This is a genomic window from Reyranella sp. GW821-FHT14A01 (assembly GCF_058803965.1).
In genome coordinates this window covers 50,311-76,591 of record NZ_JBXAPM010000017.1, presented here as the reverse complement: position 1 = coordinate 76,591, position 26,281 = coordinate 50,311, and the positions used below count along the sequence as shown (strand labels likewise).

28 protein-coding genes are annotated in these 26,281 nt (G+C 66.3%); 13 read left to right on the top strand and 15 right to left on the bottom strand.

Annotation, left to right across the window (positions count from 1 at the left end):
* Positions 1-6 precede the first annotated feature (6 nt).
* From AC1ROX_RS26365 to AC1ROX_RS26350, 4 genes are read right to left on the bottom strand one after another with little or no spacing between them, the layout of a single operon-like run.
* Complete coding sequence (locus AC1ROX_RS26365) at positions 7-1,569, bottom strand: DUF1800 domain-containing protein (RefSeq protein WP_493130867.1); 1,563 nt, start codon at positions 1,567-1,569, stop codon at positions 7-9.
* Between the two features lie 10 nt (positions 1,570-1,579).
* Positions 1,580-2,122 (bottom strand): Spy/CpxP family protein refolding chaperone, encoded by a 543-nt coding sequence (locus AC1ROX_RS26360; protein ID WP_493130865.1) that lies wholly within the window; start codon positions 2,120-2,122, stop codon positions 1,580-1,582.
* Position 2,123: 1 nt separating this feature from the next.
* Positions 2,124-2,669, bottom strand: coding sequence for a hypothetical protein (locus AC1ROX_RS26355; protein ID WP_493130863.1), 546 nt, complete (start codon positions 2,667-2,669; stop codon positions 2,124-2,126).
* A 38-nt stretch (positions 2,670-2,707) separates the two neighbouring features.
* Positions 2,708-3,265 carry an RNA polymerase sigma factor gene (locus tag AC1ROX_RS26350; RefSeq protein ID WP_493130861.1) on the bottom strand — a complete coding sequence of 186 codons (558 nt, stop codon included), beginning with the start codon at positions 3,263-3,265 and terminating at the stop codon, positions 2,708-2,710.
* Between the two features lie 94 nt (positions 3,266-3,359).
* Here AC1ROX_RS26350 and AC1ROX_RS26345 point away from each other — a divergent pair, with 94 nt between their 5' ends.
* Together AC1ROX_RS26345 and AC1ROX_RS26340 are read left to right on the top strand one after the other, a co-directional pair.
* Positions 3,360-4,916, top strand: coding sequence for a gamma-glutamyltransferase family protein (locus tag AC1ROX_RS26345; protein ID WP_493130859.1), 1,557 nt, complete (start codon positions 3,360-3,362; stop codon positions 4,914-4,916).
* A 90-nt stretch (positions 4,917-5,006) separates the two neighbouring features.
* Positions 5,007-6,086 carry a flavodoxin family protein gene (locus tag AC1ROX_RS26340; protein ID WP_493130857.1) on the top strand — a complete coding sequence of 360 codons (1,080 nt, stop codon included), beginning with the start codon at positions 5,007-5,009 and terminating at the stop codon, positions 6,084-6,086.
* Position 6,087: 1 nt separating this feature from the next.
* On the opposite strand, the gene AC1ROX_RS26335 is transcribed toward AC1ROX_RS26340, so the two are convergent.
* The 6 genes from AC1ROX_RS26335 to AC1ROX_RS26310 form a co-directional block, all read right to left on the bottom strand.
* Positions 6,088-6,264 (bottom strand): hypothetical protein, encoded by a 177-nt coding sequence (locus AC1ROX_RS26335; RefSeq protein ID WP_493130855.1) that lies wholly within the window; start codon positions 6,262-6,264, stop codon positions 6,088-6,090.
* Between the two features lie 95 nt (positions 6,265-6,359).
* Entirely contained in the window at positions 6,360-6,926 is a 567-nt protein-coding gene (locus tag AC1ROX_RS26330) for a TIGR00645 family protein (protein WP_493130853.1), read from the bottom strand.
* An 88-nt stretch (positions 6,927-7,014) separates the two neighbouring features.
* On the bottom strand, positions 7,015-9,291 hold the full coding sequence (locus AC1ROX_RS26325; RefSeq protein WP_493130851.1) for a mechanosensitive ion channel family protein: 2,277 nt from the start codon (positions 9,289-9,291) through the stop codon (positions 7,015-7,017).
* A gap of 115 nt (positions 9,292-9,406) precedes the next feature.
* The gene (locus AC1ROX_RS26320) at positions 9,407-10,255 is read right to left on the bottom strand and encodes an SMP-30/gluconolactonase/LRE family protein (protein ID WP_493130849.1); all 849 of its coding nucleotides are present in this window, start codon (positions 10,253-10,255) and stop codon (positions 9,407-9,409) included.
* Positions 10,256-10,277: 22 nt separating this feature from the next.
* A complete protein-coding gene (locus tag AC1ROX_RS26315) occupies positions 10,278-11,084 on the bottom strand; it encodes an alpha/beta fold hydrolase (protein ID WP_493130847.1) in 807 nt (268 codons plus the stop codon).
* A 9-nt stretch (positions 11,085-11,093) separates the two neighbouring features.
* Positions 11,094-12,068: a Bug family tripartite tricarboxylate transporter substrate binding protein gene (locus tag AC1ROX_RS26310; protein WP_493130845.1), complete on the bottom strand. Its 975-nt coding sequence runs from the start codon at positions 12,066-12,068 to the stop codon at positions 11,094-11,096.
* Between the two features lie 242 nt (positions 12,069-12,310).
* On the opposite strand from AC1ROX_RS26310, the gene AC1ROX_RS26305 reads away from it, so the two are divergent.
* Together AC1ROX_RS26305 and AC1ROX_RS26300 are read left to right on the top strand one after the other, a co-directional pair.
* On the top strand, positions 12,311-13,660 hold the full coding sequence (locus tag AC1ROX_RS26305; RefSeq protein ID WP_493130843.1) for an MATE family efflux transporter: 1,350 nt from the start codon (positions 12,311-12,313) through the stop codon (positions 13,658-13,660).
* A 124-nt stretch (positions 13,661-13,784) separates the two neighbouring features.
* On the top strand, positions 13,785-14,003 hold the full coding sequence (locus tag AC1ROX_RS26300; RefSeq protein WP_493130841.1) for a hypothetical protein: 219 nt from the start codon (positions 13,785-13,787) through the stop codon (positions 14,001-14,003).
* 21 nt (positions 14,004-14,024) lie between these two features.
* On the opposite strand, the gene AC1ROX_RS26295 is transcribed toward AC1ROX_RS26300, so the two are convergent.
* Positions 14,025-15,635: a flavin-containing monooxygenase gene (locus tag AC1ROX_RS26295; RefSeq protein ID WP_493130839.1), complete on the bottom strand. Its 1,611-nt coding sequence runs from the start codon at positions 15,633-15,635 to the stop codon at positions 14,025-14,027.
* A 133-nt stretch (positions 15,636-15,768) separates the two neighbouring features.
* Between AC1ROX_RS26295 and AC1ROX_RS26290 the strand changes: the two genes are divergently transcribed.
* Positions 15,769-15,954 (top strand): hypothetical protein, encoded by a 186-nt coding sequence (locus AC1ROX_RS26290; protein WP_493130837.1) that lies wholly within the window; start codon positions 15,769-15,771, stop codon positions 15,952-15,954.
* A 26-nt stretch (positions 15,955-15,980) separates the two neighbouring features.
* Here AC1ROX_RS26290 and AC1ROX_RS26285 read toward each other — a convergent pair whose 3' ends face one another.
* Positions 15,981-16,574: an NAD(P)H-dependent oxidoreductase gene (locus AC1ROX_RS26285; RefSeq protein ID WP_493130835.1), complete on the bottom strand. Its 594-nt coding sequence runs from the start codon at positions 16,572-16,574 to the stop codon at positions 15,981-15,983.
* A gap of 51 nt (positions 16,575-16,625) precedes the next feature.
* Between AC1ROX_RS26285 and AC1ROX_RS26280 the strand changes: the two genes are divergently transcribed.
* Positions 16,626-16,988 (top strand): response regulator, encoded by a 363-nt coding sequence (locus tag AC1ROX_RS26280; RefSeq protein ID WP_493130833.1) that lies wholly within the window; start codon positions 16,626-16,628, stop codon positions 16,986-16,988.
* A gap of 1 nt (position 16,989) precedes the next feature.
* Here the strand turns inward: AC1ROX_RS26280 and AC1ROX_RS26275 are convergent, their stop codons facing one another.
* Entirely contained in the window at positions 16,990-17,397 is a 408-nt protein-coding gene (locus tag AC1ROX_RS26275; RefSeq protein ID WP_493130831.1) for a putative hemolysin, read from the bottom strand.
* 82 nt (positions 17,398-17,479) lie between these two features.
* Between AC1ROX_RS26275 and AC1ROX_RS26270 the strand changes: the two genes are divergently transcribed.
* The gene (locus tag AC1ROX_RS26270) at positions 17,480-18,919 is read left to right on the top strand and encodes an MFS transporter (RefSeq protein WP_493130829.1); all 1,440 of its coding nucleotides are present in this window, start codon (positions 17,480-17,482) and stop codon (positions 18,917-18,919) included.
* On the opposite strand, the gene AC1ROX_RS26265 is transcribed toward AC1ROX_RS26270, so the two are convergent.
* Both AC1ROX_RS26265 and AC1ROX_RS26260 read right to left on the bottom strand, forming a co-directional pair.
* On the bottom strand, positions 18,920-19,429 hold the full coding sequence (locus AC1ROX_RS26265) for a TspO/MBR family protein (protein ID WP_493130827.1): 510 nt from the start codon (positions 19,427-19,429) through the stop codon (positions 18,920-18,922).
* Positions 19,407-20,075 carry a DUF1345 domain-containing protein gene (locus tag AC1ROX_RS26260; RefSeq protein WP_493130825.1) on the bottom strand — a complete coding sequence of 223 codons (669 nt, stop codon included), beginning with the start codon at positions 20,073-20,075 and terminating at the stop codon, positions 19,407-19,409. The genes AC1ROX_RS26265 and AC1ROX_RS26260 overlap by 23 nt, the downstream gene beginning before the upstream one ends.
* A 14-nt stretch (positions 20,076-20,089) precedes the next feature.
* On the opposite strand from AC1ROX_RS26260, the gene AC1ROX_RS26255 reads away from it, so the two are divergent.
* The 6 genes from AC1ROX_RS26255 to AC1ROX_RS26230 all read left to right on the top strand — a co-directional run bounded on the left by AC1ROX_RS26255 (position 20,090) and on the right by AC1ROX_RS26230 (position 26,261).
* A complete protein-coding gene (locus AC1ROX_RS26255) occupies positions 20,090-20,776 on the top strand; it encodes a trimeric intracellular cation channel family protein (protein WP_493130823.1) in 687 nt (228 codons plus the stop codon).
* 194 nt (positions 20,777-20,970) lie between these two features.
* A complete protein-coding gene (locus AC1ROX_RS26250; RefSeq protein WP_493130821.1) occupies positions 20,971-21,660 on the top strand; it encodes an orotate phosphoribosyltransferase in 690 nt (229 codons plus the stop codon).
* A gap of 27 nt (positions 21,661-21,687) precedes the next feature.
* Entirely contained in the window at positions 21,688-23,349 is a 1,662-nt protein-coding gene (locus AC1ROX_RS26245; RefSeq protein ID WP_493130819.1) for a peptide ABC transporter substrate-binding protein, read from the top strand.
* The gene (locus AC1ROX_RS26240; RefSeq protein ID WP_493130817.1) at positions 23,346-24,326 is read left to right on the top strand and encodes an ABC transporter permease; all 981 of its coding nucleotides are present in this window, start codon (positions 23,346-23,348) and stop codon (positions 24,324-24,326) included. The genes AC1ROX_RS26245 and AC1ROX_RS26240 overlap by 4 nt, the downstream gene beginning before the upstream one ends.
* Positions 24,323-25,225 carry an ABC transporter permease gene (locus AC1ROX_RS26235; protein WP_493130815.1) on the top strand — a complete coding sequence of 301 codons (903 nt, stop codon included), beginning with the start codon at positions 24,323-24,325 and terminating at the stop codon, positions 25,223-25,225. The genes AC1ROX_RS26240 and AC1ROX_RS26235 overlap by 4 nt, the downstream gene beginning before the upstream one ends.
* A gap of 1 nt (position 25,226) precedes the next feature.
* On the top strand, positions 25,227-26,261 hold the full coding sequence (locus AC1ROX_RS26230; protein ID WP_493130813.1) for a succinylglutamate desuccinylase/aspartoacylase family protein: 1,035 nt from the start codon (positions 25,227-25,229) through the stop codon (positions 26,259-26,261).
* Positions 26,262-26,281 lie beyond the last annotated feature (20 nt).

Genomic DNA, 26,281 nt, shown 5'->3' with positions numbered 1-26,281 from the left:
CTCTCCTCACTTCAGTTGATAGGCCGTGTCGAGCATCGCCGACGCCACCACCGCACCGGCGGTTCCGTTCGTGTCGACGCCGTCGACCGGCTGGCGCGGCAGGAGCGTGCGCAGCAGCGCCGCCCCGTCGACGCCGGCCAGGGTCGAGCCGAGGCGCACCTCGGTGCCGGCATTGCGCAGGCTGCGGCCCTCGACGGGACGCGGCGGTTCCATCATCTGCATGGTTTCGGCGGCAGGAAGCTGCTCGCGGCGGTCGGCCCGCCGGTTCGGGCGGTCGGCCATCCGCATGCCGCTTTCTATCGGCGCCACGGCGGTCGCCTCGATCATGCGCCGCAGGAACTGCTGGCGCAGCAGCAGCGTGTAGGTCGAGATCCAGCTCTCGCCGCCGGCCCAGCCCTTCACGTTCGGCGGATCGAACGGCACCTGCCCCAAGCCCTGCAGCATGCGCACCAGGCCCGTCTTCTCCGGCACGGGAAGGCCCAGCACATGGACCGAACCGACGATGAGATCGACCGGCGACTTGATGAGGGCGCCGCGATTGGCGGGGTCGCGGAAGGCGGCCGACAGGAAGAGCGCGCGCATCAGCGGCTTGATCTCGTAGCCGCCCTGGCGGAATCCGACCGCGAGTCGCTTCACTTCGGCGGGATCGGGGCTCAAGGACACGAATTCGCGCCACAGTTTCTCGACGATCATCTCCGCCGTACGGGGCTGGGCCAGCAGGATCGTCAGGATCTCGTCGCCGCCGAAGCGGCCGGCCTTGCCGAGAAACGTCTTCTGGCCATCGTCGTGCTGGCGGGGATGCTCGATGAACTGCCCGGACTCGCGGTCGACGCTCCAGCCCGTGAAGGCGCGCGCCGCCGCCTTGATGTCGGCTTCGCCATAGTTGCCCTCGCCCAGGGTGAAGAGCTCAAGCAGCTCGCGGGCGAAATTCTCGTTGGGCTGCCGCGCCACCGATCCCCTGCCGTCGAGATAGATGAGCATCGCCGGATCGCGCACCACGGCCCTCAGAAGAGTGGCGTAGTTGCCGAGCGCCTCGCGCCGGAACAGCGCGTTCTGGCGGAACAGCGACGCCGGATAGCGCACCTTCATCAGCGAGGAGGTGAAGTGGCCGTGCCAGAACAGGGTCATGCGCTCGACCAGCGGCTGGTCGGTGACGAGCATTTCCTCGACCCACCAGTTCTTCAGCTCGCGGCCCTGCTCCTGTACCGGACGGACGATGGCGAGAGTCTTGCCATCGACGCCTTTCTTGCGCTCGGCTTCCGCCGCTTGCTGGCGGCGCTGTACCTCGGCCGGGCCGAGACCGATCCACTCCGGCGCGGGTGTCATCGCCTCGCGCCGCGGGTTGGCGAGCAGCCGGTCGACCGCGACCGAATAGTCGACGGCTTCCAGGGAGCGGATTTCGGCCGGCGTCACGCCGAAGGAGGTCCGCGACAGCAGATGCCGCGCGTCGTCGAAGCCCATCGCCGAAGCCGCGCGCGCCGGCACGGCCGACCACAGATTGGTGGAAAGACCGGCTGAAAATGCCGCAGCGCCCTCCATGAAGCCGCGACGACCAAGGCGTGTACTCATGACAGGCCTCCTATTGTGGCGGGCGCGGCGGGCCTCCGGCCGGCGGACGAGACGGCAGCGGCGGCGAGATGATCCGCTCAACGAGCAGCTTCTGCATGCGCTCACGCTGCTCGGGTCGCAGGCTTGGCTCGAGCTGCGTGAACGTCCGCAGCGTCTCCTTCTGCTGTTCGGCCCGAAGCTGGCTGACCTGATCGACCAGCTCGTCGATCTTCGTCATGTCGGGCGGCTGTCGGCGTATTTCCAGTCCCGTCTGCTCGCGCAGTTGCTGGATCGCCTGAAGCCGTTCCCGGCGCGCCTTCGCATATTGATCGAACAGCCCCTGCAGGACCTTGCGCTGCTCGGCGTCGAGGTCGAGATCGTGAGCCACCATCTCGACGGGGTTGAAGCGCGGACCGGCCGGCTGTCCTGGTTGCCCGGACTGACTGCGTGGCGGCGGCGGCCGGTGCATCTCGAACGGTGGCGCAATCCAGCTGCGATAGACGAAGCCCACCAGGACGAACGTGTTCAGCAGCAGCGAGAGGCCGAGGAGGACCTGCAACAGGCGCGAGTTCATGTCAGATCCCGTCGCCGGCGAAGAACTCGCTGACCTCGTTCGATGTCGTTGCCGAAACCGTCGTGATGTTGGCGGCCTCGGTGGTGGAATAGCCCTCGCGCTGCTGGGCGAGCGATTCGCCCAACCCGCCGCCGACCACGAAGCCGCCCGTCGCGATCACCAGGGCAGCCGCCGCCATCACGCCCTGCTGGAGTGCATGGCGCGGGCCGCCGAACAGCCACCCGCTGAGCCAACCGCCCGACCGGGTCGCACGCCCGGTCTCGAACCCGACCAGCGCGCGGGCGCGCACCATCATCCGCTCGGGCGCGGCCGGCAGGGGCTTGCCCAGGATATCGGCCAGTTCGAGCGCGGCGCGGCGCAGGGCCGGATCCGCCGCGACAGCCGTCTCGATGGGGGCAGCGGCCTCCTCGGACAGGCGGCCTTCGAGCCAGGCGGCGAGATCCATCTCGCTTACCGCGGCAGGCGCGGAGACAGGCGCAACCAGGGGCTGGCTGGCGAGGCTTCGCCACAGCTCCTTGTCGCTCCTCGGGGTCCGCTCGATGGTCATGGGTCGCTCCTGCCCATAGTACGCCAAAACATCCCGGTTCATCCCCCACCGGCGGGGTCGTCCTCGCGGAAATGCGCACGCAGCCTCTGCAAAGCCTTGTGGTGGGTGCTCCGGATGGTCTGGGCATCCACGGACAGGAGCCGTGCAACTTCCATGACATCCCGCTCCTCGTCGTAGAGGTATTTCAGGATCAGGATCTGCCGGGCCGTCAGGAGTCCTTCGGGAATCTTGAGTTTTTCGACATGTCGGTCCTCCACGCCAAGGAAGGCCTCCGGCACGTCGTCGATGGGCTCGGTGCCCTGTCGCCGTCGCCGCACATGGTCGATGGCACAGGATCGCGACACCACGGACAGCCAGGTCGGCAATCCGGCGCGGGCCGGGTCGTAGGTTTTCAACAGCCTGAAATCCTGGGCGCACAGGCGCACGAACACATCCTGGGCGGCGTCCATCACATCGTCCTCGCTCAGCCGGTAGGAGCTGAGGGTCCGGCGCACGACGGCATTGATCAATGGTGCAGCGGCAACGACGAACGCATCCCATGTGCGTTTGTTGCCCTTAATGAGTGCCTGCAGATCGATCTGGTTCAGTTCAGCCACGCCACGATCTTTCTGCCGGTCCGCCCTGCAGTTTAACAGGCTTTGTGGCCAAAAGAGGCCCCGCTACAGTCTCCTTACCATTTGAGGAGCATTGATGAGCGAGTCGCTGACACGGCAATTGAAATTCACCAAGCATGCAGTCCGCGGCAAGGGCGTGGTCGTCGCCCAGAACGTGAAGGCGGCCGAGGTCGGCGCCTCGATCCTGCGCAAGGGCGGCAATGCCATCGATGCGGCCGTCGCCACCGGCATGGCGATCGGCGCCCTCGAGCCCTGGATGAGCGGCATCGGCGGCGTCGGCTTCATGACCATCTGGAGCGCCAAGGAAGGCCGCGCCTGGACGGTCGATTACGGCCCCGTCTCGGCCAAGAAGCTCGATCCGTCGGTCTACGAGATCGTCGGCCCCGGCCCGGCCAATCCCTTCGCCTGGCCCGACATCAAGGAGCAGCGCAACGAGGTCGGCTATCACTCGATCGCGGTGCCCGGCATGGTCGCAGGCCTCGCCAAGGCACTGGAGCGCTTCGGCACGGTCGCCTGGAAGGACGTGCTGCAGCCCGGCGTCGAGATCGCCCAGCGCGGCATGGAGCTCGACTGGTACATGCAGGTGATGATCGCCAACGGGGCGAAGCATCTCGAGAAGTTCCCCGCCTCCAAGGCCAACTATCTGTGCGACGATGGCCGCGTCCCGGCCAACGACTGGGCCGGCACCCGCCGCTACATCAAGCTCGGCAATCTGGGCGAGACGATGCGGCGGCTGGCCGAAGGCGGCCCGCGCGAATACTACGAAGGCAGCCTGGCGCGCGACATCGCCGCCGACCTGCAGGCCGGCGGCTCCAAGATCTCCTACGAGGACCTCGCGAGCTACGAGGCGAAGATCCTCGATCCCCTCGCCTTCGAGCATAACGGCGTCACCATCAACGTCGCGGGCGGCCTCACCGCCGGCCCCACCCTGCGCCGCGCCATCGAGCTGGCGGGCGCCGCGACCAAGGGCAAGGGTGCGCCCGGCGCCGATTTCTTCGCCGCCATCGCCGAGGGCATGCACAAGGCCTACGAGGAGCGCCTGAAGACGCTGGGCGACAAGCCCACCGAGACCTGCACCACGCATTTCTGCGCAGCCGACTCCGAAGGCAACATGGTGGCGCTGACCCAGACGCTGATGAGCCTGTTCGGCTCCTGCGTGATGCTGCCCAAGACCGGCATCACCATGAACAACGGCATGCTGTGGTTCGATCCCGAGCCCAACCGTCCCAACTCGATCGCGCCGGGCAAGAAGCCGCTTTGCAACATCTGCCCGGTCGTCGTCACGAAGGACGGCAAGCCGTGGTTCTGCATCGGCGCCTCGGGCGGGCGGCGTATCGTGCCGGCCGTCTCCCAGCTCTCGCTGATGATGATCGACCGCGGCATGGACGTGGAAGCGGCCTTCCATCAGCCCCGGGTCGACATTTCCGGCGTCGGCCCGATCCGGGTGAACCGCGACCTGCCCGACGAGGTGAAAAAGGCGATCGCCGCCAAGCTGCCGATGGTCGAAGTCGACAATCCGGTCTCGCCGCTGGGCTTCGCCAACCCGTCCTGCATCGTGCGCGATCCCAAGACGGGCGAACTGACCGGCATGAACGAGGTCATGTCGCCCTGGGCGGGCGGCGCCGCCCAGTAGTCGCAGCAGCTTCTCCCGCCGAAGTGATATCGGCGGGAGTGAACCTGTCCAGGCCCGCTGCGTTATCGTCCGGTAGCGGGGGTGAAACTCATGGCCAGGACCAAGGCCCGCAAGGGCTCACCCAGCACGGCGCTCGACAAGGCGGAGTTCGAGCAGCGCCTGCGGCAACGCTACTACGATCCCGCCTTCGGCCCCCTTGGGAACGACATCGAAGAGATCCTGGCCGTCGCCTGGGAGGCCTATCGCGACAGCCGCAAGTCGCCTGTCACCCGCCGCGCCGGTGCGGGCTTCGCCGATCCCGACTACGAGCTTTCCGTCGAATGGCTGGCGGCGCGCGACGCGATCCGCCGCGCCGAGCGCCGGCACAGCGCCGCCACGGCAAAACCGCGCATCCTGCTGATCAACGGCTCGCCCCGCAGCGACCAGACCTGCCCCGGCGAGGTGTCGAAGACCTGGCGCCTCGTGAAGATCGCCCAAGATGTCTTCGAAGAGTCGCGTGGGATCGAGGTCGAGGTGCTCGACCTCAGCCGCATCACCGCCGAGCGCAGCCTGCACATCCATCCCTGCAAGGCCTGCGTCTCGACGGCGATGCCGCTCTGCCACTGGCCCTGCTCCTGCTATCCCAACCATTCCTACGACCAGATCAACGACTGGATGAACGAGATCTATCCGATGTGGGTCGCCGCGCACGGCATCATGATCGTGACGCCGGTCCACTGGTACCAGGCGCCGACCGTGTTGAAGTCGATGATCGACAGGCTGGTGTGCGCCGACGGCGGCAACCCCGATCCGACCTCGACCCAGGGGAAGGATCCCGACAAGGCCAAGGCGATCGAGCGCAAGGGCTGGCACTTCCCGCGCCATCTTGCGGGCCGCCTCTTCTCCGTGGTCGTGCACGGCGACACGGCCGGGACGGAAAACCTGCGTCGCTCGCTCAGCGACTGGCTGGGCGACATGGGACTGGTCGATGCCGGCCACCAGGCCGTCATCGATCGCTATGTCGGCTACTATGAGAGCTACGCCGACAACCATGTCGCCCTGGATGGGGATCGCGCCTTCCAGGAGGAGACACGGAATGCGGCCCGGACGCTTCTCGACGCCGTGAAGCTCAAGCGCCGGGGAAAGTTCGTCGCGGCAGACGCGGACCTCGAAGAGCCGCGTCCCAAGTGATCTATCTCTGCGGATCGCAGGCCCGCGGATCGGCCGACGACTTGCCCAGCGCGCAGTCCGGCAGGTAGGGCCCCTCCGACGGCGGCGTGTACTGGCCGCGCTGCAGGACCGCGGCGAGGAAGAAGATACCGACGATCACCACGACGAGGGCGACCATCCCGATGATGAGGTCCCACACCTACCACCACTCCGTCATGAACATGACCGCCACTTCCCGTCCCGGTAGTATTCCCGGGACTACATAAACAGTCGGGAACGGAGCGGTCCAGCCTCCTAGTGATGCTGGACAGGCGGCGTCGAAATACGGTCGACGATGGCGATACCGATGGCCGAGAGGATGAACAGGCCGTGGATGATCGACTGCCACATGATGGCGGCTTCGGTGTAGGTCGAACCCTCTTTGCCGAGCGTACCGGCCTCGATGAAGGTCCGCAGCAGGTGGATCGACGAGATGCCGATGATCGCCATCGCGAGCTTGATCTTGAGGACGCTGGCGTTGACGTGGCTCAGCCACTCCGGCTGGTCGGGATGGCGGTTCAGCTCCATGCGCGACACGAAGGTCTCGTAGCCGCCGACGATGACCATGATCAGCAGGTTGGAGATCATCACCACGTCGATCAGGCCCAACACGATCAGCATCGCCTGCTGCTCGGTGACGCTGGGGCTCTCCTTCACGAGATGCACCAGTTCCTTCAGGAACAGGAAGACGTAGACGACCTGCGCCACGATCAGCCCGAGGTAGAGCGGAAGCTGGAGCCAGCGTGACGCGAAGATGAAGCGCGGGATCGGCCGCAGGCCGCGCGGGTCGCGGACGGTCTCGGAATGCGCTTTGGTCGTCATGGCGGCTCCTCGATGGTTGGGTCGGGGAGCGCTTTTGCACCAATCAGGTCGCGAATTGCAACCCGTGTGCAATGACGAAATTATGGCGTCAGCTGGCGGCCACCGGGACGTTGGCCGGGGCCGGTGCGGGCGGCGTCGGCATTCCTTCCGCCCCATCGTTCGAGGCGTCGTGCGAAGCCGGGCCGGTGTGAACGAAGACGTTGGCGCCCTCGGTGGCGAATTCGAAGCCCATCGCCGGGAAGGTGCTGAACATCCGCTTCAGCGCCTCGCGCTGGATCGCCGACGGATTGCCGGGCCGGGCGGTGAACTTGAAGCGGACCACGATGGCGTTGCCGGCGATGTCGGCCACGCCCTGCATCTTGAAGGGCGCCAGGACCTGTTCGGCGATGGCCGGCATTTCCATCATGTCGGCGCCGATCTTCTTGGACGCCTTGCGCAGCTTCTCGACGTCGGTGTCGCGGGCGAAGCGCAGGTTGAACTTCACGGTGATCCAGTCGCGGCTGAAGTTCGTGATCTGGCCGAGCTGGCCGAACGGGATCGTGTGCACCTGGCCGTTCTGGTGGCGCAGCTTGATCGAGCGCAGGGTGAAGCCCTCGACCGTGCCCTTGGCCTTGCCGCAGTCGATGTACTCGCCGACGCGGAAGGCGTCGTCCGAGAGGTAGAACAGGCCCGACACGATGTCCTTCACCAAGGTCTGGCTGCCGAACGAGATGGCGATGCCGAACACCGAGGCGCCGGCGATCAGGGGCGTGATGTTGATGCCGAAATCTTCCAGCGCGATCATGACGGCGACCAGCAGGATCAGGGCCGCGGCAGTGCCGCGCATCAGCGGCATCATCGTGCTGAGCCGCGAGGCCGGAGCCGCATTCGCGTCGCCATCGGCGATCGCCTGGGCGGCATCCTTGGTCTTGGGCTTCATGTAGGGCTCGGTCATGTACTTGACGAGCTCCCAGAGGACATAGGCCACGAACAGCGTCACGCCGGCGGTACGCGAGGAGCGCGTGAGCTGCTCCCACTCGCTGCCGTTCACCAGGCCGAGGACCTCGACGACCCAGCTTTCCGCGATCACCACGGCCACGCCAATCAGCACGGCGACGCGGATGCAGCGCGCGACGACGTCGGGCAGCTTGGGCGTGTTGCCGGCCGGTGTCCCGCTGGCAAGCTTCGAGTCGAGGCGGCGCACCAATGCCTGCATCAGCGTCTCGAAGATCAGCACGCCGACCACCAGGTTCAGGGTGACGATCATCGCCGAGGCGATGTACCTGTAGCCGGAGACGGCGCCGTAGATCAGGGTCACGCCGAGAGCGGCGAAGAACAGCGGTGCAATCGGAATCCATTTGCGCCCGACGCCGCCGATCAGGGGCGCCAATTCGCTGAGACCGCCGAACCATTGCTGGGCGGCCACGCGCGAGCGGAACGCCAGCCACAGGAAGGTCGCGAGATAGATCAGTCCGCCGATCACCTGGAACGTGGCGACTGCATCCGGCGGCGTGCCGATGGCCATGAGGACCTGACCCAGGATGCGCAGGAGGACGATCGTCAGCATCACCGCGGCGATGCGCAGGTAGAAGGTCTTCGCCTCGTGATTGCCCGCTGCGCAAAGACGGGCTGCCGGCAGCTCGGGCTGGAGCACGACGCGGAACAGCAGCATGTAGAGGCGCCACGAGAATATGCCGGCCAGCACGGCGGCCGCGAGCTTGTCCTGACCCGTCGTGCCCGTGAACCACAGACCCGTAGCGGCATTGCAGATCAGCCAGACGACCAGCACGCCCAGCCCGTCCAGGACGGCGAGACCTCCCAGGAAGAGAATCGATCGCGTGCCATTTTCAGGCACGGCGCTCGCGGCAAACCTGGCCCGCAGCCGGTGCAGCATCAGGCGCAGGATCGCCTCGGCCGCGACCGCCACGACGACGACGGCGCACAGGAGCAGCAGGAAGGCGGACGTGCCGCGACCTCCCTCGGCCCGCTGGTCCAACAGTGTCGCGATCCGGCCGAGATGGGTGCCGAGATCCGGCAGCGCATGCACCACCCGCTTCGTGCCCTCGATGAAGGCGACGAACGGGTCGGGACCCGACTTCGGCTCGACATGGACGATCTTGGGCGGCGGCGGCGCCTTGGACTTGGATTTCGAATCCGATGCCGCCGGGGCGGGCGCCGCGGCAGGGGCCGGCGCGGGCGACGACGGTGCGGCGGCACCCTCGGCTTTCAGCTTCTCCGAGACCGAATTGCTGATCGCATCGACCAACGCATCGAACTGCTGTTGCGACATGCCGGCGGGCGCTGCCCCCGGTGCCTGAGCCTGCGCCGATACACCCAAGCCGATGAACAGCGACAGGGCCAAAACAAGCGAGCGAAGAGCGTTCACGATCTCTATCCCTTCCCGTGAGCCGGCGATCGGTCGAAGCAGGCTTCCGGTAATTTTACACCATGTTGCTTCGCATCTCCTATTCTACATTGTCGCTGCAGTCATATTTCGTCGATTAGAGGCGCACCCGTGCCGGCGGCAAAGCGAGGCCGGGCGCATCGACCCTCATGTGGAAGATGCTGCCGCAATTCTCGCTCGGGCCGCCGCGCGAGCCGGTGACGACGTAGAGATCGCGCAGATCGTCGCCCCCGAAGCAGACGCTGGTGACCATCGGCAGCGGCACGGCGAGGTTCATGCGGTGTGTGCCATCGGCATTGAAGACGGCCACCCGCCCTCCATGCGCATCGGCCACCCACACCGATCCGTCGCTTGCCACCTTCAACCCGTCGGGCACACCACCGGCGCCGAGCGAGGCGAACTGCCGCCATGGGCCCACGCTACCGTCCGACGCAGTATCGTAGACGCGCACGATGCCGGCGCGGGCGTCGCTGTGATAGAGGCGCTTGCCGTCGGGCGAGAAGCCCAGCCCGTTGGTCAGCAGCACGCCGTCGGACAGGGTACGCATCGAGCCGTCGAGATCGATGACGTGCAGGAAGCCGGGCTTCGGCGCCTCGCCACCGAATACCTTGAAGGCGAGCGAGCCGACATAGATGCGTCCGGCTTGGTCGGTCGTGAGATCGTTGAAGCCGGTGGCACCGGAAATGGCGTCGAGCGCCAGCAGCGTTTCCGGAGTGGCTCCGTCGAACGAGACGTGGGCGATGTCGCGTCCGCCCACGATCAGCCCGCCCTTCTCGTGCAGCGCCATGCCGCCGATGCCGCGCCGCTTCGGGACGACCGGCGAGACCTTGCCGGCGCGATCGAGCAGGAAGACACCGCCATTCAGCACGTCGCTGAAATAGAGACCATGGGCGGGGTCCCAGACAGGACCTTCGATCAGGCCGTAGCCGGTGGCGACTTGCTGCATGGCCGTCCTCCTTGGTGGCGCTTCAGGTGCGCCGGTCGATGAAATCCAGCATCGATTTCGCACAGACGTTCGGATGGGTCGCCGCCACGTGATACGAATCGCCCGGCACCACCATGAATTCCGATTTCGGGATCATCTGCTGCCATTCGCGAACCGCCTCGACCGAGCCCAGGCCGCTGCCGTCGGTGGTCACGACGAGAGTCGGGCAGGCGATCGAGGGGAGATCGGACCGCACGTCGATGGCAGGCACCGAGCGGATGAAGCCGAGTTGGGTCGAGAGCGGCGTCTTGCCCATCAGCTTCGCCCAGCCTTCCATCATCGCCGGATCGCATGTGCTGCCGAGACGCCCCGGCATCGTCCAGCGCGCCCAGCTCTCGACGCCCTTCTGCTCGATATGCTCGAGCCAGGAAGCGGCCCGCGGACCCACGGAGATCTCGCCCGACACGATGCCGCCCAGCACGGCGAGCGAGCGCACGCGGCCGGGATGGCGGGCGGCGAGGCGCAGCGCCAGCGGACAGGCCACCTTGGCCGCACCGATGTGGAACGATGCCAGGCCCAGCGAATCGGCGAGCGCGATGAAATCGTTGATCAGGCGGTCGACCGACCATTTGTAGTCGAGCGCCATCGGTGTCGACTGGCCGAAGCCGCGCATGTCGGGCCGCACGACCCGGAAGCGGCGACCGAGAACCGGCATCAATCCGTTCCACGCCTCGCCGCTCTCGGCATTGCCGTGCAGCAGCAGCATGGCCTGCGGCTGCGACCAGGAATCGGCGAAGCATTCGTCGCGATAGTGCATATCGAGATCGGGGGTGATTTTGGCGCGCGGCATCTCTCGCTCCTACTCGGGCTGGATGCCGGCGGCGCGGATCAGCTCGCCCCATTTGTTGACGTCGTCGCGGATCAACTTGGCGAAGGCCGCCTGCTCCATGGGCGCAGGATCGGCGCCCTGCTGCTCGAGCTTCGCGCGGACCTCCGGCTCGGCCAGGACGGCACGCAGCTCAGTGTTCAGCTTCTGAACGATCGGCATCGGTGTCGCGGACGGCACGAGGATGCCGTTCCAGCCCAGCACCTCGTAGCCCGGCACGCCGGCCTCCGCGATGGTCGGCACGTCGGGTAGCAGCGGCGATCGCATGAGGGTGCTGACGCCCAGCGCACGCAGGCGGCCATCCTTCACCAGCGGCACCGCGGTGATGGGCGTGTCGAAGAACACCATGACCTCGCCGCCCATCAGCGCCTGCTGCGCCGCCGGTGCGCTGCGATAGGGAACCTGCGTCATCTCGATGCCGGTCTTGGAGCGGAACAGTTCGGCGCCGAGATGCGCGAGGCTGCCGGCGCCGACCGAGGCGAAGGTGACGCGCTCCTTCTTCGCAAGCTCGATCAGATCCTTCACGGTCTTGACCGGCAGCGACGGCGGCACCAGCAGCACCAGTGACACGGTGGTGAGAGTCGTGACGCCGGTGAAGTCGCGCAGCGTGTCGTAGGGAAGCTGCTTCTTCAGCGTCGGGTTCACCGGATGGCTGGGATAGACCATCAGCAGCGTGTAGCCGTCCGGCGCTGCGCGGGCCGCGACCTCGGTGCCGATGATGCCGCTCGCGCCGGTGCGATTGTCGATCATCACCGGCTGGCCGACGCGCTCGGAGAGGCGCGCGCCCACGATGCGGGCCACGATGTCGGTGATGCCGCCCGCGCCGGTCGGAACGACGATGCGGATCGGCTTGGAGGGATAGGCCTGCGCCCGGGCATTCGACACAGCGCCAACGGAGGCGACAGCAAACAGGAGACCCGCGCCCACGGCGCGTCTCGACAGCTTCATCCGACGTTTCCTTCCCACTTCTTTATGCGGCGAGGCTAGGAAGCGGGTCGAAGCACGGTCAAGCCGGCCCTTCTGCACCGTGGTGCGGCCTTGCCATCAGGCGAGCGGCTCGCCACAGTGCCGTTCGCTTCGAGGAACGCCCACTTGGATCAGCGCTAACCCCAACGATCGATCGTTCTCCCGTCCCGCGACGGGAGCAGGCACGGCAACGCCGTGCGCAAGCGCTGCTATCCGGAGTCCTCGTGTCCCATCCCCTGCTCATCGCGCCCATCGGGCCGGCCCTCCTGCGCCTCGCCGGTCCGACGACGGCCGTCATGGCGCTGCAGATCCTCGTCGCGATGGCCGATGTCTGGATCGTCGCGCGGCTCGGGACCGACTCGCTCGCGGCCATTGCCCTCGTCTTCCCGGTGATGGCGCTGATGGTGAACAACGCCAATGGCGGGATGGGCGGTGCCGTGGCCTCGGCCCTCGCGCGTGCCCTGGGCGCGGGACGGCGCGAGGACGCAAACGCGCTTGTCGTGCATGCGTTGGTCCTTGCCGGGATCTGCGGCCTGCTCTTCACGACTCTTGCCTGGACGGCAGCGGCCCCGCTCTACCGCCTGCTGGGCGGCAGCGGGGAGGCATTGGAGCAGGCCCTCGCCTTCAGCCACGTCTGGTACAGCGGCGCGATCGTCATCTGGCTCAGTGCATTCCTGTCGGCCCTGCTGCGCGGCGCCGGCGACGCCGCCACACCCGCCCGCATCCTGGTCGTGACGTCCGTGATCTATGTACCGCTGGCCTTCGTGGCGGCGCTCGGCCTCGGCAATTGGCCGGGCTTCGGCATCATCGGCCCGGCCATCGCCTCGATCCTCGTCACCACCGGCTCGGTGCTGATGCTGGCACGGGCGCTCGGGCACGGCCGGCTGGGGTTTGTGCCGATCCTGTCCGGCATCCGCCTCGAGGGACGGCTGTTCGGGCAAATCCTGCGCGTCGGCCTTGTCGGTTCCTTCGCGACCATCATCTCCAACGTCACAGCACTGGTGATGACGGGTCTGGTCGGGCGGTTCGGCGCGGCAGCCCTCGCGGGCTACGGCGTCGGCGTGCGCCTGGAATTCATGCTGGCACCTCTGGCCTTCGGCATCGGCACCGGATTGACGACCCTGGTCGGCGTGGCCTCGGGCGCGGGCGACTGGAAGCGCGCGGCGCGGGTCGCCTGGATCGGCGGAATGATCTCGTTCGGCATTTTCGGTGTCGTCGGCGGTACGGTGACCCTGCTTCCGGAAGGCTGGTCGCGCCTGTTCACCACCGACCCGGAAGTCATTGCCGCCAGTGCCGCCTACATCGTCCGTGTTGCGCCTTTTTACTGCCTGTTCGGATTGGGCCTGACGCTCTACTTCGCCAGCCAAGGTGCAGGCCGCATGTCGGTCCCATTCTGGGCTGGCGTCGGTCGCATGGTCGTGGCCGTGTCCGGCGGCTGGCTCGTCATCGAGAAGCTGAATTGGGGTCTCGATGGGGTCTTCGTGGCGATCGCCGCCGGCCTCATCACCTATGGCGGCACGATCGCCGGGGCGCTGCTGCTGCAACCCTGGAGGGCTAGCAAGCTGCTAAAATAGGTTGGATTCAAGAGTCGCCGTTTTTCGATTCGTTTATTTCGCTTGTTTCGATTATTTCGTTTATGCGCCCTACTAGGCGCGCGGCGACTTAGATGCCAACCTCACGCCGGACGAGCGGGGGCCGATGGACAAGGAACGACTGGAAGAAGTGAACCGGGTGCTGGCGCCATGGTCACCGCGCCGCAGGATTCATCGTCACCTGGTGATGGGCCTCATCGGGCTCGGCCTGATCCCGTTCTTTCGGCCGGACATGCACCTCGAATTCCTGCTCCTGGCCTGGCTGGTGCTGCCGTTCACCTCGCCCCGCATCAGGGCCATCGTGGCCGGCTGGTTCGGGCGGTAGAGCTCAAATCATCCTCTCCGACTAACTCAGCTCCATCTCTCTATAGCCTTGCGCGGCGACCTCGTCGCAGCGGGTGCGGTAGGCCGGGGCGCTGCCGCTGTAGCGCGAGATGCGGCGGGTCTGCTTGCCCTCGACATTGGTGTTGATGCCGGTGAACCATGAGTTCACGTCATTGGACAGCAGGCCGACCGAGGCCTCCTGCACCGTCTGCATCCAGGCCTTCACCCCTTCGGGCCGGGCATCGATGCGGGTCAGGCCCTTGTCGCGCATGAAGCGCATCAGGTCGGTCACCCATTCGACATTGTATTCGATGCTGCGGGGGATATTGCCCAGCGCCGTGTGCGGGCCCAGCAGCATCAGCATATTGGGAAAGCCCTCGACCGACATGCCCACGAAAGTCTCGGCGCCGCCCGACCACTCGTCCTTCAGCTTGCGGCCATCGACGCCGCGGAAGTCGATGCGGTCGAAGGCGCCGGTCAGCGCGTCGAAGCCGGTCGCGTAGATGATCATGTCGAACTCGTAGTCGCGCGCACTGGTCTTGATGCCGGTCGGCGTCACCCGCTCGATCGGCGTCTCGGTAAGATCGACCAGTTCGACGTTGGGTTGGTTATAGACCTCGTAGTAGCGCGTCTCGAGCGGCACGCGGCGGGTGCCGAAGCCGTGGTTCTTCGGGATGAGCTTTTCGGCGACCGCGGGATCCTTCACCCGGCTCCGGATCTTGCGCGCCACAAAGTCGGAGATCAGCGCGTTGGCGTCCTTGTTGGTCAGTATGTCGTTGAAGTTGCCGACCCAGATGCCGAAGCCGCGCTCGCCGTAGAGCTTCTCGAAGAAGGCCTCGCGCTCCTCCGGCGTCACCTCGAAGGTGCCGCGCGGATCGGCGGTGTGCAGGAAGCAGGCGAAGGTCTCCTGGCAGCGCCGGAAGATCTCGGGATAGTCGGCGCGGATGCGCGCCATCTCGTCGGGCTCGATCTTGCCGTTGTGCAGCGGCGCGCACCAGTTGGGCGTGCGCTGGAACACGGTGAGCTGCTTGGCGGTCTTCGACACTTCCTGGATGGTCTGGACGCCGGTCGCGCCGGTGCCGACCACCGCCACGCGCTTGCCCTCGAAGCTGACCGGCTCGTGCGGCCAGCGCGCGGTGTGGCAGCTCTGGCCCTTGAAGCTGTCGACACCCTCGATGCGCGGCATGGTGAAGGCCGAGAGTGGCCCGATGGCGGTGATCAGGAAGCGCGCGGTGTTGCGGCTGCCATCCTCGAGCGTGACCTGCCAGCGCCGCCCCTCTTCGTTCCAGTGTGCCGCTGTGACCTTGCTGTGAAACAGGATGTCGCGGCGCAGGTCGAACTTGTCGGCGACCTTGTTGAGGTAACGCAGCGTCTCGGGCTGGGGCGAGAAATGCTCGGTCCAGTCCCATTCCTCCAGCAGCTCCTTTGAGAAGGAATAGCCGTAGGAATAGCTCTCGGAATCGAAGCGCGCGCCGGGGTAGCGGTTCCAGTACCAGGTCCCGCCCACCCCCGACCCCGATTCGAACACCCGGACCCTGAGGCCAAGCTCGCGCAGACGGTGAAGCTGGAAGAGGCCGGACATGCCGGCGCCGATGATGATCGCGTCGAAATCGGGGCTTTTTTCGGAGGTCATGGCGGGAGCCTAGCCGCGGGTGTGGCCGATCTGCAACGCATCACCACCGCACAGCGATGGCCAGGCCATAAGCGCAACCGGCGCTCCCCTGGTTCCGTTGGGCCCCCATCAATTGCAGAAACAGGAGAGGTCCATGATCAAGTCCATCGTTCTCGTTGTCCTGGTTGGCGCCAGCGTGGCCGCCTGCTCGGTGCGCTCGGAACGTGTCGTCGAGACGCCCGCCCCCGCCACGACCCAGCGCACAACCACCGTCTCGACCGATCCGTACGCGCCGGCCGCGACGACGACCACCACGACCTACACGACCCCGACCCGTTAAAGCGGCTCCACGTCAGGGCGCGGCCGTCACCGGATGGTGGCGAGCCGCGCCCTTACTTTTTCCAGATAGGCTTCGCGCGAATGTGGCGTGGAATGATCCATGTCGTAGTGCGCCAGCCAGAAGCTCGCGACGCCCTTGGCGCACATCGGCTTCATGCCGCGCATCATCACCTTGCGCCCGGGATCGCCCGCGAACAACCGCACCACCCACCAGGGTGAGCCGAAGGTCGTCACGACGCCGAACAGCCTGATTTGCTTCAGGTTGGGTTCGAGATGGTTGTCCTTGGCGTCGTAGACGAAGGCCGTCCGGGGCCCCCAGACACGGTCGACATAGCCCTTGAGGACCGCGGGCATCGAGAACCACCAGTGCGGATAGCAGAAGATGATGCCCTCCACGCCTCGCAGCGTCTCGACATATCCCGCCACCGCCGAATCGTCGTAGCCGTTGCCCATGTAGGTCCGCCGCTCGCTTTCCGTCATCGCCGGCTGGAAACCTTCGCGATAGAGATCGGTCGCCACCACCTCGTGACCGGTTTTCCGCAGCGTCTCCACCGTCGCGAGGAAAAGAGCGTGGTTGAAACTGTCTTCAAGTGGATGGCAGTGCACGACCTGGATGCGCATGATGGGGCCTCAACGGTCGCGCCCGCAGCGACGTTGCGCTAAAGATGTTGCATGAATTCGCCCCCGGTCAGACGGCGCATCCTCATCGTCGAAGACGAGGCATTGGTCGCCATGCAGCTCGAGGACATGCTGGCCGAACTGGGCCACGAGGTCGCCGCCTCGTGCGCGCGGCTCGAGGAAGCCATGGCGACGGCGCGCACGCTGGCCTGCGACGTGGCCGTGCTCGACATCAACCTCTCCGGCCAGAAGAGCTTCCCTGTGGCCGAGGCCCTGAAGAGCCGCGGCGTGCCTTTCTTCTTCGCCACCGGCTATGGCGTGTCCGTCCTGCCGCCGGGCCTTGTCGGGACGCAGGTCCTGCACAAGCCCTACAGTCTCGAAGACCTGAATACCGCCCTGCTGCACGCCCTGGCATGACCTATCGGCCGGTACAGGTCCCGGCATAGTAGGCCTCGGCCTCGCACGCCTTGCCGTTCGGAAATGAACAACCTCCGAGTTCCGGCGTCACACCGGGAGGCGACGCGACCGAATATCGCCCGCCGGTGATCGCGCAATAGCGGCCCGCCGGCGTCGCATAGCCGGTCACGCGCAGGCCAGTCTTCGGGCATTCGCCACGGAACAGCGCCCACTCCTCGCATTGATAGTTGTCCGTGAAGGTGCAGACGCCGAACTGGCCGCCATCGGGCCGCCGTTCGAGGGTCAGGGTGCCGCCCTGCTGCGTGCAGTTGACCGAGGCCGGGTTGGCGAGCTGCGGCGACGGCGGCGTCTGGGCAACGGCGCCCATTGCCAACAGGGAAAAAATTAGTGCAACGAATGTTCGGTACATGCGGGGCTCCTGCCCAACCCTAAACCAACCGGCGGATTGCGTCCGCTGCCGGTCCGAGGCCAGACTGCGAAATGATCTCGACATGAGTACGCCTTCGACTCCCCTGCCCGACGAGAGCATCAAGCGCCTGCTGCCCTGGCTGGTGGCCGTGGCGTTCTTCATGCAGTCGCTCGACACGACCATCCTGAATACCGCCGTGCCTGCCATCGCCCAGGCGATGGACGTGACGCCGCTCGACGTGAAGTCGGTGCTGGCGAGCTATACGCTGAGCCTCGCGGTCTTCATTCCGGTGAGCGGGTGGATGGCCGACCGCTTCGGCACGCGCCGCGTCTTCGTCACCGCGATCGGCCTGTTCTGCCTGGGGTCTCTGCTCTGCGGCCTGTCGACCAGCATCGAGATGCTGGTCGCCTGCCGCGTCCTGCAGGGCGCCGGCGGCGCCATGATGATGCCGGTCGGCCGCATGACCTTGGCCCGGACCTTCGGCAAGGCCGATCTCGTGAAAGCCATGAGCTTCGTCGCCATCCCGAGCCTGATCGGACCGATGATCGGTCCGGTGGCCGGCGGCGCGATCGTCCACTGGCTGCACTGGAGCGTCGTGTTCTTCGTCAACATTCCCGTGGGCATCGTCGGCTTCTACTTCGTGGGCCGCTACCTGCCGGATTACCGCGAACAGACCACCCATCCGCTCGACGTGCTGGGCCTGGTCCTGTTCGGCGGCGGCATCGCGCTGCTGTCCTATGTGCTGGAGGTATTCGGCGACAACACGCTCTCCGGCGAGGAGGTGATCGTCCTGCTGGTGATCGCGACGGTGCTGCTCGCCGGGTACGGCATACGCGCCTCGCTGACGGCCTTCCCCCTGCTCAACCTCGGCCTGTTCAAGATCCGCACCTTCCGGGCTTCCGTGAACGGCGGGTTCTTCACCCGGCTGGGCCTCGGCGGCATCCCCTTCCTGTTTCCGCTGCTCTACCAGATCGGCCTCGGCTTCTCGCCAATCCAGTCGGGATTGCTGGTCCTGCCGCAGGCCATCGCCTCGATCGGTCTGAAAACCTTCATGCCGGCGATCCTGGCGCGCCTCGGCTATCGCAACGTCCTCGTCTTCAACACGATCATCGTCGGCCTGCTCATCATGTCGTTCGCCACCGTGGGCGCGGAGACCCCGATCTGGCGCATCATCGTGCAGGCCTTCGCGCTGGGCCTGTTCACGTCCATGCAGTACACCAGCATGAACACGCTGGTTTATGCCGATGTCTCCGGCTCCCAGACCAGCGGCGCCAGCACGATCGCCGCCACCGGCCAGCAGCTCTCCATCAGCTTCGGCGTGGCCGGTGCGTCAATGATCGCCGCCATGTTCGTGCCCGCCGAGATGCATTCCCATGCCGGCGCGATGATCTACGGCGTGCAGCAGGCCTTCCTGATCCTGGGCGTCATGACAATCGTATCGTCAGCCGTCTTCATGGAGCTGAAGGCCGATGACGGCGATGACATCAGCAACAAGCCGCCCCATCACGAGCCGGAAAAGTAATTAATTGAGGCGCCAGATGGCGATGTTCAGCACGGTGGCGAAGGCGATCCAGGCGAGATAGGGCACCAGCAGGAGCGCCGCCCACCGGTCGATGCGACGAAAGAGCAGCGCCGTCGCGAGCACGAGCAGATCGAGCGCGAGGATGACGGCGACGGCGGGGCCGATCTCGCGCAAGCCGAAGAAGGCCACGCTCCAGCCGAGATTGACCGCGAGCTGGAGCGCAAAGACCGCCAGCGGCCCCCTCGCCGTGTCCCGGTCGGTCCTCCGCCAGACGCGCCACGCCGCAACGGCCATCAGCACATAGAGCGCGGTCCAGACCGGGCCGAATACCGCGTTGGGGGGATTGAACGACGGCTTGGCGAGTGTCGGATACCAGGTCGAGACGCTGGTCGCGGTCACCGAAGCGCCCAGCGCGCCGATGCCGAGGCACAAGCCTACGAACAGCACGAGCGCCAGGATGTCCTTGGCCGGGCCGAGCCCGGGCCGTCTAGACGAGACTTGCGCCGACATTGATGGTGAGCGCCAGGATCGCGGTGTTGAAGATGAAGGAAACGATGCCGTGAACGAGGGTGATGCGGCGCATCGCTGGCGAAACGGTACCGACATCGCCGGTCTGGGCCGCGCACCCGATCACGAACGCATAGTAGAGGAAGTCGCGATAGTCCGGCGGGCGATCGCCGGGAAATTCCAGGCCGCCCGGTCCGTCATCGTCGGGCCGGTAGTAGATGTTGGCGTAATGAAGGGTGAACACGAGGTGCGTGAACGTCCACGACAACGCCACGGTTGCACCGGTCAGCACGAGCGCATGCCACAACGGCCCGTGCGGCGTGTTCAGCACGGCCAGCTCTGAGAAGATCGTCGCGAAGCTAGCACTGGCGCTCACGATGACCACCAGCAGGATCACCCAGTCGCCTTCGTCGTAGTAGGCCGCCCGCGCGTAGCAGGTATCGACCGTCGACTTGGCGATCATGCGCAGGGTCATCACGATGTAGAGCAGAGCCATCAGGTCCCAGCCCAGCAGACACCGCGTCGCGAACCGCATGTCCTGCGGCAGCACCAGGAACAGGATAAAGCCCGCGGCCAGGGCGATCAGCAATCGCGTGCGCGCATGGACGAAGCGGCGAAAACCGCGGGGCGGGGCAGTGGTCTCGGTCATGCGGGTCCCATGGGTTGCACTCTGCCATCTCGGCGGCGGGCGACAATCGCGGTAGTGTCGCCTCGATGATCTTCGACGCGATGGATCTTGTGGCGACCTTCGTATTCGCCATCAGCGGCGCCACGCAAGGCGTGCGCAAGCAATTCGACCTGTTCGGGGTGCTGGTGGTCGCCTGGGTGGCCGCGGTCGCCGGCGGTCTGGCCCGCGACCTGATGATCGGCGCCGTCCCGCCGGCCGCCATCGCCGACTGGCGTTACCTCGCCGCGGCGGTCGCGGCCGGCCTCGTGGGCTTCTTCGCCGCCGACCCGATCGCCCGGCTGCGGACCCCGGTCCTGCTGTTCGATGCCGCCGGTCTCTGCCTGTTCGCCGTCACCGGCACCCAGAAGGCGCTGGCCTATGGGCTGAGCCCCCTGATGGCGGCGATGCTGGGCATGGTGACGTGCATCGGCGGCGGCGTGGCCCGCGACCTCCTCACCCGCCAGATCCCGACCGTGCTGCGCTCCGAACTCTACGCGGTCGCAGCCCTCGCGGGCGCGGGAACGGTGGCCGTGGGCTTCTGGCTCGATCTTCCCCGTCATCCGGTGGCGCTTGCCGGAGCCGCGATCTGTCTCTTTCTGAGGCTCATGTCGATCTACCGGGGATGGCACCTGCCCGTTGCCGTCGCAAAACATAAGTTTTATGACAATACCGACCAAAATTAGCGCCTTCATTCTGTCAGAATCGCCGCCGTGCCCTTGCCGGTATTCTGGATGAACGCTAAACACACGCCCGTCATTTTGTCGCAAGCGGCGGGGGAAAAGGCAGCATGGCGACGAAGAAGAAAGCTAAAACGTCTGAAACTGCATCCGCAGATAAGGGCGCTAACAAGCTGAACGGCAAAGCGAATTCGGACCGCGTGAGCGGGACGCCGGAGGCGCGGGACACCGCCCGTCTCCTGCTGGAGATCGAGGCCATCCATTGCCGGCCGGAGAACCCGTACATCTTCACCTCAGGCCGGGCGAGCCCGGTCTATATCGACTGCCGCAAGATCATCTCGTTCCCCGAAGCGCGCGCCAAGATCATGGCCCACGCCCATAAGATGATCGAGAAGACCATCGGCTGGAACAAGATCGACGTGGTGGCCGGTGGCGAGACCGCGGGCATCCCCTTCGCCGCCTTCCTGGCAGCGCTTTCCAAGAAGCCGATGATCTACGTGCGCAAGCAGCCCAAGGGATTTGGCCGCATGGCGCAGATCGAGGGTGAACTGAAGCCCGGCAAGCGCGTCCTGCTGGTCGAGGATCTCGCGACCGACGGCGGCAGCAAGCTGGTCTTCATCGAGGCACTGAAGAAGGCCGAGGCCAAGGTCACGGACTGCTTCGTGGTCTTCCACTACGGCATCTTCCCACAGAGCATCGAAATGCTGGCCGCGGCCGGCGTGAAGCTGCATGCGCTGGCGACCTGGTGGGATGCGCTGGAAGCGGCCGAAAAGCACAAGTATTTCGACGAGAAGGGTCTCACCGAGACCCGCGCCTTTCTCGAGGCGCCCGAGAAGTGGTCGGCCAGCCACGGCGGCCGTCCGCCGGCACCGCGTCCGCTGGGCCGCTAGCCGGCTCTTTGCTACGGTGCGGCGGACATGATCCGCCGTCTCCTCTCCACCATCCTGGCGCTCGGCGCCCTCGCCGCTCCTGCCTCCGTCCTGGCGCAGGCCAAGGACGAACTCGTCGTCGCCATGACGCAGATGCCGGGGACCTGGAACCCGGTCATCAGCTCCATGCTGGCCAAGTCGCTGATCGCCAACATGACGGCGCGGCCGGTAACGGCCTATGACGCCGACTGGAAGCTGGTTTGCCTCGTCTGCACCGAATTACCCACCATCGAGAACGGCAAGGCGCGGGTGATCGATCTTCCCGATGGCAAGAAGGGCATGGAGATCGACGTCGAACTGCGCGACATGCGCTGGGGCGACGGCATGCCGGTCACCGCCAGGGACGTGGCCTTCACCCTGGAGGTCGGCAAGCATCCGCTGTCAGGCGTCGCCTCTTCAGAGGGTTACAAGCGGATCATCAAGCTCGACGTGAAGGACGACCGCCGCTTCACCATGACGATCGACCGCGTCACCTTCGACTACAACAGCATCGGCCTCTTGTTACTCCCGGCCCATATCGAAAAGCCGATCTTTGACGCAAACCCGGCCGAGTATCGCAACAAGACCGCCTACGACACCCAGTCGACCAATCCTGGCCTCGGCTTCGGCCCCTATCGCCTGACCGAGATCGTGCCCGGCAGCCGGGTCGTGCTGGAGCAGAACCCGACCTGGACGGGACAGAAGCCCTACTTCAAGCGCATCACCGTGCGGATCATCGAGAACACGGCGGCGCTCGAGGCCAATCTCCTGTCGGGCAGCGTCGACTATGTGCTGGGCGAGCTCGGCCTGTCGCTCGACCAGGCGATCGCCTTCGAGAAACGCCACAAGGACAAGTACAACGTCGTCTACAAGCCGGCGCTGATCTGGGAGCATATCGACGTCAACCTCGACAACAAGCTGCTGGCCGACAAGCGCGTGCGCCAGGCCATGCTGCTGGCCATCGACCGCAAGGCCATCTCGGAGAAGCTGTTCGAGGGCAAGCAGCCGATCGCCCATGGCGGCATCAGCGAGCTCGATCCGATGTTCAGCCCGGCGGCGCGCCAGTACGGCTACGACGCCTCGGCGGCCCGCAAGCTGCTCGACGAGGCGGGCTTCTCGACCATCCGCAACAATGTCCGGCAGAACGCCGCCGGCGAGAAACTGTCGATCGAGTTGGGCACGACCGCCGGAAATCGCGTGCGCGAGCTGGTGGCGCAGGTGATCCAGAGCCAGCTCCGCCAGGTCGGCATCGAGGTGCGCCTCAAGGCCGAGCCGCCGCGCATCTTCTTCGACGCCATGGGCAAGCGGACCTATAGCGGGCTGGGCATGTATGCCTGGGTCCAGCGGCCGGAAGGCGTGCCGCGCTCCTCGCTGCATTCCCAGGAAATCCCGTCGGCGACCAACGGCTGGAGCGGGCAGAACTACCCGGGCTACGCCAATCCCGAGATGGACAAGGTCCTGGATGCCGCCGAACGCGAGCTTGACGCCGTCAAGCGTCGGGCCCTGTTCGCCGAGATCCAGAAACTGGCGGCCGACGACCTGCCCTCCCTGCCGCTGTTCTTCCGCGTCGATCCCTTCGTGATTCCCAAGCCGCTCAAGGGCGTGACGCCGACCGGCACGCTCAACAGCTCGACCCTGTGGGTCGAGCAATGGCGCTGGGAGAACCAGTGAGCCGCTATTTCGTCGCGCGTGCCGTCCAGACCGTCGTCACGCTCGTCCTGATGAGCTTCGTCGTCTATCTGCTGATCGGCCTGATGCCGGGCGATCCGATCGACATGATGATCTCCGGCGACCCGACCATGACCAGCGCCGATGCCGCCCGCCTGCGCGCCGCCTATGGTCTCGACAAGCCCCTGCTCGAACGCTACCTCGCCTGGCTCTCGCAGGCCGTTCAGGGCAACTTCGGCTACTCGCGCACCTACGGCCAGCCCGTTCTGTCGGTGCTGTGGCCACGCCTCCAGAACACGCTGCTGCTCGCTGGTATCGCGTTCGTCCTGTCGGTGTCGATCGCCCTGCCGCTCGGCATGTGGGCTGCCGCCCATCCGCGCACCCGGGCCGACTACCTGATCAATCTCCTGTGCTTTGGCGGCATCTCGCTCCCGCCCTTCTGGCTGGCGCTGATGCTGATCAGCCTGTTCGCCGTGACGCTCGGCTGGCTGCCGGCCGGCGGCATGCCCGACATCCGGCCCGGCACGCCCTGGGGCAGGGCGGCCATCGAGCAGATACGCCACCTCATCCTGCCTGTGGTGACGCTGACCCTCGTCCAGGTCGGCGGACACATCCGCTTCATGCGAGGGGCGATGATCGAGACCCTGCGCCAGGACTATGTGCGAACGGCCCGCGCGAAGGGTGCCTCGCAGCGCATCGTCCTGTGGCACCACGCCTTTGCCAACGCGCTGGCGCCGGTGCTCACGATCCTCGCCCTCTCCTTCGGCGGCCTGGTCTCGGGCGCGCTGATCACCGAGACGATGTTCTCGTGGCCCGGCATGGGCAAGGCGATCTACCAGGCCGTCCTGGAGAACGACTACAACCTTGCCCTGGTCGGTTTGCTGGTGGCAACGGCCGCCACCATGGCCGGCAACTTCCTCGCCGACCTCGCCTACGCCTGGGTCGACCCCCGCGTTTCGCTGGCGAGCAGCGCACCATGACGGCCGTCACGCTCCAATCCGACACGTGGCGCCGCATGCTGCGCCACAAGCCGGCCTGGATCTCGCTCGCCTTCCTGACGGTCATACTGACCCTGTCGCTCGCCGCCCCGCTGATCGCCGACTGGCGCGGCATCGACCCGGCGCAGGCCGATCTCTTCCGCCGCTTCGAGCCGCCCTCGGCCGAGCACTGGCTGGGAACCGACGATCTCGGACGCGACCTGTTCCAGCGCCTGCTCGACGGCGGCCGGGTCTCGCTCATGGTCGGCCTGGCCGGCGCGCTGCTGTCGATGGTGGTGGGCGCCTTCATCGGCGTCGTCTCCGGCTACGTCGGCGGGCGGCTCGACGCCTTCCTGATGCGCTTCGCCGACGGCGTCATCGCATTGCCCCTACTGCCGCTGATGATCGTGCTGGCCGCGATTGATCCCCGGAAGATCGGCATCCCCGCCGAGGTCGCGCAGTCGGAGATGTTCTCGCTCTACCGCATCGTCGCGATCGTCTCCTTGACCGGCTGGACCACCATGGCCCGGCTGGTGCGGGCCGAAACGCTGTCGCTCAAGGCCCGCGACTTCACGCGCGCCGCCGTGGCCCTCGGCGCCCGGCCGCAGCGGATCATGTTCCGCCATATCCTGCCCAACACGGCCGGCACCGTGGTCGTGGCCACCACCATGTCGATGGGCACGCTGATCCTGGTCGAATCGACCCTGTCGTTCCTCGGCCTCGGCATCCAGCCGCCGGCCGCAAGCTGGGGCAATATGCTGACCGGCGCGCAGGAACTGCTGCAGCAGGCGCCCCTCCTGGCGACGTGGCCCGGCCTGCTGATCTTCCTGACCGTGATCGCCTTCAATTTCCTGGGCGATGGACTGCAGGACGCCCTCGACCCCAGAAGCGAGAGACGCTGACATGACCGATGCAACGCTCAAGTCCACCGAATTCACCGCGATGAGCCGGCTGACGCCGGACATCGACATCAATGAAGAAGGCAAGGCCACCGGCTTCGTGCGCGTGCCGCACTCGGTGCATCGTTCGGCCTATGGCTGGATCCCGATCCCCATCGTACGCATCAAGAACGGGGACGGGCCCAACGTGCTGATGCAGGCCGGCAACCATGGCGACGAATGGGAAGGCCAGATCGGCCTCGGCAACCTGATCCGCTCGATCGAACCCAAGGACATCAAGGGCCGGCTGGTGATCCTGCCCTCGGCCAATTTCCCGGCCGCGATGGAGGGCCGCCGCACCTCGCCGATCGACGGCGGCAACCTCAACCGCTTGTTCCCCGGGGACGCCGAGGGCACGATCACGCAGCAGATCGCCTACTGGATCGAGCACGCGCTGCTGCCGGGCTTCGACTATGCCTTCGACTTCCATTCCGGCGGCAGCTCGCTGACCTACATCCCGAGCGCGCTGGCGCCGCGCCACCAGGACGCCGCCCGCATGGAGAAGGTTATTGGCCTACTGAAGGCCTTCGGCGCGCCGGTGAGCTACATCTCGGCAGCACCTCAGGGCGGCGGCCGCACCTTCACCTCGGCCTCGTTCCGCCAACGCGTCGTCGGCATGGGCACCGAGCTGGGCGGCGGCGGGCTCGTGACGCCGGCCTCCCTCAAGGTGGCCGAGGACGGCATGCGCCGCGTGCTGGCCCATGTCGGCCTGCTGCAGGGCCCCGTGCCGGCGCCGACCAAGACCCGCTTCACCGAGATCGGCGGCGACGACTACTACGTCTACGCATCAGACGGCGGCCTGTTCGAGCCGTTGGTCGAACTGGGCGACGAGGTGACGGCCGACCAGCCGGCCGCCCGCATCCACTTCCATCACACGCCGTGGCGCGAGCCGGAAGTCGTGAAATTCAAGCGCGCCGGCCTCGTCCTCTGCAAGCGCGTCCCGGCCCGCTGCGAACGCGGCGACTGCCTCTTCCATCTCGCGACGGATTTGAAGGTTTAGGAAAAGCCCGTCGTCCTTCG